The sequence below is a fragment of the Pseudomonas sp. FW305-28 genome (genome assembly GCF_017351395.1).
Classification (GTDB): Bacteria; Pseudomonadota; Gammaproteobacteria; order Pseudomonadales; family Pseudomonadaceae; genus Aquipseudomonas; species Aquipseudomonas fluorescens_AA.
This window is the reverse complement of record NZ_JACNDD010000248.1, coordinates 1-4,752: the sequence shown is the minus strand read 5'-3', so window position 1 is coordinate 4,752 and position 4,752 is coordinate 1. Positions and strand designations below refer to the sequence as shown.

6 protein-coding genes are annotated in these 4,752 nt (G+C 65.0%); 4 read left to right on the top strand and 2 right to left on the bottom strand.

What is annotated here, in order from left to right; all coding sequences use genetic code 11:
• Positions 1–7: 7 nt before the first annotated feature.
• Together J4E53_RS29755 and J4E53_RS29750 are read right to left on the bottom strand one after the other, a co-directional pair.
• The gene (locus J4E53_RS29755) at positions 8–661 is read right to left on the bottom strand and encodes a methyltransferase (RefSeq protein WP_103311343.1); all 654 of its coding nucleotides are present in this window, start codon (positions 659–661) and stop codon (positions 8–10) included.
• Entirely contained in the window at positions 658–1,122 is a 465-nt protein-coding gene (locus tag J4E53_RS29750; protein WP_103311341.1) for a YbaY family lipoprotein, read from the bottom strand. Before J4E53_RS29750 ends, J4E53_RS29755 begins: the two co-directional genes overlap by 4 nt.
• Positions 1,123–1,249: 127 nt before the next feature.
• On the opposite strand from J4E53_RS29750, the gene nrdR reads away from it, so the two are divergent.
• The 4 genes from nrdR to ribBA are packed head-to-tail and all read left to right on the top strand — an operon-like array spanning position 1,250 to position 4,676.
• A complete protein-coding gene (gene nrdR / locus J4E53_RS29745; protein WP_013694316.1) occupies positions 1,250–1,714 on the top strand; it encodes a transcriptional regulator NrdR in 465 nt (154 codons plus the stop codon).
• Complete coding sequence (gene ribD / locus J4E53_RS29740) at positions 1,711–2,844, top strand: bifunctional diaminohydroxyphosphoribosylaminopyrimidine deaminase/5-amino-6-(5-phosphoribosylamino)uracil reductase RibD (RefSeq protein ID WP_103311339.1); 1,134 nt, start codon at positions 1,711–1,713, stop codon at positions 2,842–2,844. Before nrdR ends, ribD begins: the two co-directional genes overlap by 4 nt.
• 46 nt (positions 2,845–2,890) lie before the next feature.
• Positions 2,891–3,568 (top strand): riboflavin synthase, encoded by a 678-nt coding sequence (locus J4E53_RS29735; protein ID WP_103311338.1) that lies wholly within the window; start codon positions 2,891–2,893, stop codon positions 3,566–3,568.
• Positions 3,569–3,584: 16 nt separating this feature from the next.
• Positions 3,585–4,676, top strand: coding sequence for a bifunctional 3,4-dihydroxy-2-butanone-4-phosphate synthase/GTP cyclohydrolase II (gene ribBA / locus J4E53_RS29730; RefSeq protein ID WP_103311336.1), 1,092 nt, complete (start codon positions 3,585–3,587; stop codon positions 4,674–4,676).
• Positions 4,677–4,752: the final 76 nt, after the last annotated feature.

The following is a 4,752-nucleotide window of genomic DNA, read 5'->3' as shown; positions in this document are numbered from 1 at the left end:
TTCAGGGTCAGCGCCGCGCGTGGTACAGGCTCACATGCCGAAACTCTTCCGGCTCGGCCAGGTCCGGCAGGGTCATGGCCTGGAGCATTTCGATGCGCCGGTACAGCGGATGCTGGAAATCCCGCACCCGGGAATCGGCCACCAACGCCTCGCGACCACGGCTGAGGAACTGGTCGAGCAGTGGCAGGTTGGCCCGGTCGTAGAGCACGTCGGCGACCAGGATCAGGTCGAAACGATCGGCCTCGGCGAAAAAGTCCGTCGAATAACCCAACGCCACGTCATTGAGCGCAGCATTGGCCTGACAGGCGGCAATCGCCAGTGGGTCGAGGTCGCAGGCCACCACCTCCAGCGCCCCAGCCTTGACCGCTGCGATGCCCGCCACGCCGGAACCGGCACCAAAATCCAGCACCCGCTTGCCTTCGACCCACTGCGGCTGCTCGGCGAGGTAGCGGGCCATCGCCAAGCCGCTGGCCCAGCAGAAACTCCAATAGGGCGGCTCGTGGAGAATGCGCCGGGTTTCTTCCGGGCTGAAGGCGCGGTCCATGTTGTCGCCGTCGATCAGCCACAACTTCAAGTCAGCGCCGGGTAGCGGACAAGCCACCAGACGCGCGTCGCCAAGCAATTCACTCAACGCCCGTTGCAGGTCTTGCGGTGCACTCATGGCGCTTTGACGAATTGCAGGGTGCCCAACGCCTGGGTGGTCGGTTGGCTGATGCGTTGTTCCGGCAAGTGCAGGATCAACTGGCCGGACTGGCTGGCGCGGCCACGCAGTTCCACGCGGGCGCCCACCGGGAAGGCTTCCGGGTTGAAGCGCAAGCGGAAGGGCAGGACCTGGTTGGTGCCGATCAGGCTGGAACTGGCAAGCAGTTGTTGTGGACGGTCCTTGTCGTCGATCACCAGCAGCGCCAGTTCCACTTCGGCTCCGGCCGGCACGCCTTGCAGGGTGCCGCTCAACTCGCGCTGGTACGCCGGCAGCGGTCCCAGCTCGGTGGCCTGCCGGGCCTTTTCCTGGGCCTGTTTCGGCGCGGGGGCCGGAGCGGGAGCGGCGGGCTTGGGGGCATCGCTGCTGCACGCCATCAGCAGGCTGAAAAAACTGAGCAAAACGAGCGATCGTAGCGGCATGTGTGGCTCCAGCAAGGTGAATTCCATGGATCTGACGGTAAGCCCGTCTGTATACCGTAAACCCTATGGCTTGTCTTGCCAGTGGGATGCGCTACCATGGCCCTCCCTTTTTTTGTTGCCTGCCACCATGCACTGTCCCTTCTGCGGTGCCAACGACACCAAGGTCATCGACTCGCGACTGGTCGCCGAGGGCGAACAAGTCCGCCGCCGCCGCGAATGCCTGGCTTGCGGCGAGCGTTTCACGACGTTCGAGACCGCTGAACTGGTGTTGCCGCGCCTGATCAAAACCGACGGCAGCCGCCAGCCGTTCGACGAAGAAAAACTGCGCGCCGGCATGCAGCGCGCCCTGGAAAAACGCCCGGTGAGCGTCGAGCGCCTGGAAGCGGCGCTGGTGCACATCAAGCACAAGCTGCGGGCGACCGGCGAGCGCGAGGTCAAGTCCCTGGTGGTCGGAGAGTTGGTGATGGCCGAGCTGCAGAAGCTCGACGAAGTCGCCTACATCCGTTTCGCCTCGGTATACCGGCGCTTCCAGGACCTGAACGAGTTCCGTGAAGAAATCGACCGCCTGGCCCGCGAACCGGTGAAAGAATGACTGTCCCGGCGCAGCAGGCCGTCCTCGACGCCCACTACATGGCCCGCGCCCTTGAGTTGGCGCGGCGCGGTCACTACACCACCCACCCCAACCCCCGGGTCGGTTGCGTGATCGTGCGTGACGGGCAGATTGTCGGCGAAGGCTGGCACATCCGCGCTGGCGAGCCCCATGCCGAAGTCCATGCCCTGCGGGCCACCGGTGACAACGCCCGGGGCGCCACGGCCTACGTGACCCTCGAGCCTTGCAGTCATCACGGGCGTACCCCGCCTTGTGCCGATGCGCTGGTCAATGCCGGCGTGGTGCGGGTGGTGGCAGCGATGCAGGACCCTAACCCGGCAGTCGCCGGGCGCGGCCTGCAACGCCTGGCCCAGGCCGGCATCGCCACCGAAAGCGGTGTGCTGGAAGGTGAGGCGCGCAAGCTCAATGAAGGTTTTCTCAAGCGCATGGAACAGGGCCTGCCGTTCGTGCGGGTCAAGCTCGCCATGAGCCTGGATGGCCGCACCGCCATGGAAAGCGGTGAAAGCCAGTGGATCACCGGCCCGGCCGCACGTTCGGCGGTCCAGCGCCTGCGCGCCCAAGCCAGTGTGGTGCTGACCGGCGCCGACACGGTGCTGGCGGACAATGCCCGGCTGACCGTGCGCGCCGATGAACTCGGGCTGGATGCCGAGCAGACTGCGTTGGTCATGAGCCGTCCGCCGTTGCGGGTACTGGTGGACGGGCGCCTGCGGGTGCCGCTGGATGCGCCGTTCTTCAAGGCCGGTCCGGCGCTGGTCGCTACCTGCATGGCGGTGGAAGAACAATACGCCAACGGTCCTGAATGCATGATCGTGGCGGGCGATGACGGCCAGGTCGATCTGCGTAGGCTGCTGGTGGCGCTGGCTGCCCGGGATGTCAATGAAGTGCTGGTGGAGGCTGGTCCGCGCCTGGCGGGGGCTTTCGCCCGGCAGGGGCTGGTGGACGAGTTCCAGATTTTCATCGCCGGCAAGTTCCTCGGTTCTTCGGCGCGGCCACTGCTGGACTGGCCGCTGGCGCAGATGAAGGACGCTCCCCAGCTGAAAATCACCGAAATCCGCGCCGTGGGCGATGACTGGCGAGTCATCGCCGTTCCCGTCGCGCAGGCGAGCGTATAATTCCCGGCTTTCGCTCACGCGGCGGCCCGTTCTCGAGGAGGACTCCATGTTTACCGGCATCATCGAATCCATCGGCAGCATCCGTGCACTCACCCCCAAGGGCGGCGATGTGCGGGTCTACGTCGAAACCGGCAAGCTCGACCTGAGCGACGTCAAGCTGGGCGACAGCATCGCGGTAAACGGCGTTTGCCTGACCGCCGTCGAACTGCCAGGCAACGGCTTCCTGGCGGACGTCAGCCGCGAAACCCTCGACTGCACGGCCATGAACGACCTCAAGAGTGGCAGCCCGGTCAACCTGGAAAAAGCCCTGACCCCCACCACTCGCCTGGGCGGGCACCTGGTCAGCGGCCACGTGGACGGCGTCGGCGAAGTGGTCTCGCGCACGGATAACGCCCGGGCCGTGGAGTTTCGCATCCGCGCCCCGAAGGAGCTGGCCAAGTACATCGCCCATAAAGGCTCGATCACCGTCGACGGCACCAGCCTGACGGTCAACGCGGTGGATGGCGCCGAATTCCTGCTGACGATCATTCCCCACACGCTGAGCGAAACCATCATGGCCTCGTACCGGCCAGGTCGCCGGGTCAACCTGGAAGTCGACTTGCTGGCCCGTTACCTGGAACGCCTGCTGTTGGGCGACAAGGCCGCAGAGCCTGACTCTTCCCAACGGCGGGCCGGTAACATCACCGAAAGTTTTCTGGCCGCCAACGGCTACCTCAAATCCTGACCCAAGGGGGTGCCGCGTGGCGCTCAATAGCATCGAAGAACTGGTTGAAGACATCCGCCAAGGCAAGATGGTCATCCTCATGGATGACGAAGACCGCGAGAACGAAGGCGACCTGATCATGGCCGCCGAGTGCTGCAAGGCCGAGCACATCAACTTCATGGCCAAGCACGCCCGTGGGCTGATCTGCATGCCGATGACCCGCGAGCGCTGCGAACTGCTGAAGTTGCCGCTGATGGCGCCACGCAACGGCTCGGGCTTCGGCACCAAGTTCACCGTGTCCATCGAGGCCGCCGAAGGCGTGACCACCGGGATCTCCGCCGCTGATCGCGCGCGCACCGTACAGGCTGCCGCCGCCCGGGACGCCAAGGCCGAAGACATCGTCAGCCCCGGCCACATCTTCCCGCTGATGGCCCAGGCCGGTGGCACCCTGGCCCGCGCCGGCCACACCGAAGCAGCGTGCGACCTGGCGCGCATGGCCGGCTTCGAACCCAGCGGCGTGATCTGTGAAGTGATGAACGACGACGGCACCATGTCCCGTCGTGCGGAACTGGAAGCCTTCGCCGCCGAACACAACATCAAGATCGGCACCATCGCCGACCTGATCCACTACCGGATGATCCACGAACGTACCGTTCAGCGGATTGCCGAGCAGCCGCTGGACAGCGAACTGGGCCAGTTCAACCTGGTGACTTACCGCGACTCGGTGGAAGGCGACGTGCACATGGCGCTGACCCTGGGTACTGTATGCGCCGAAGAGCCGACCCTGGTGCGCGTGCACAACATGGACCCGCTGCGCGACCTGCTGATGGTCAAGCAACCCGGCCGCTGGAGCCTGCGGGCCGCCATGGCCGCGGTGGCCGAGGCCGGCAGCGGCGTGGTGTTGCTGCTCGGCCACCCGCTCGATGGCGACGTGCTGCTGGCGCACATTCGTGAAACCGGCGATCAGGCAGCGGTGAAAAAACCGACCACCTACAGCATCGTCGGTGCCGGTTCGCAGATCCTTCGCGACCTGGGCGTGCGTAAAATGCGCCTGATGAGCGCACCGATGAAATTTAATGCGATATCCGGTTTCGATCTGGAAGTTGTAGAATACGTGCCCTCCGAATAATGGCCCGGAGATTTCGGCATTGTTGTTCACTTGAGTAAGGCTGGTTGGATTCATTGTGGCGAGGGAGCTTGCTCCC

Bases quoted from the DNA above. Each gene is read 5' to 3' on its own strand.
- J4E53_RS29755 (WP_103311343.1), bottom strand. From the start codon at position 661: ATGAGTGCACCGCAAGACCTGCAACGGGCGTTGAGTGAATTGCTTGGC.
- J4E53_RS29750 (WP_103311341.1), bottom strand. From the start codon at position 1,122: ATGCCGCTACGATCGCTCGTTTTGCTCAGTTTTTTCAGCCTGCTGATG.
- nrdR (WP_013694316.1), top strand. From the start codon at position 1,250: ATGCACTGTCCCTTCTGCGGTGCCAACGACACCAAGGTCATCGACTCG.
- ribD (WP_103311339.1), top strand. From the start codon at position 1,711: ATGACTGTCCCGGCGCAGCAGGCCGTCCTCGACGCCCACTACATGGCC.
- J4E53_RS29735 (WP_103311338.1), top strand. From the start codon at position 2,891: ATGTTTACCGGCATCATCGAATCCATCGGCAGCATCCGTGCACTCACC.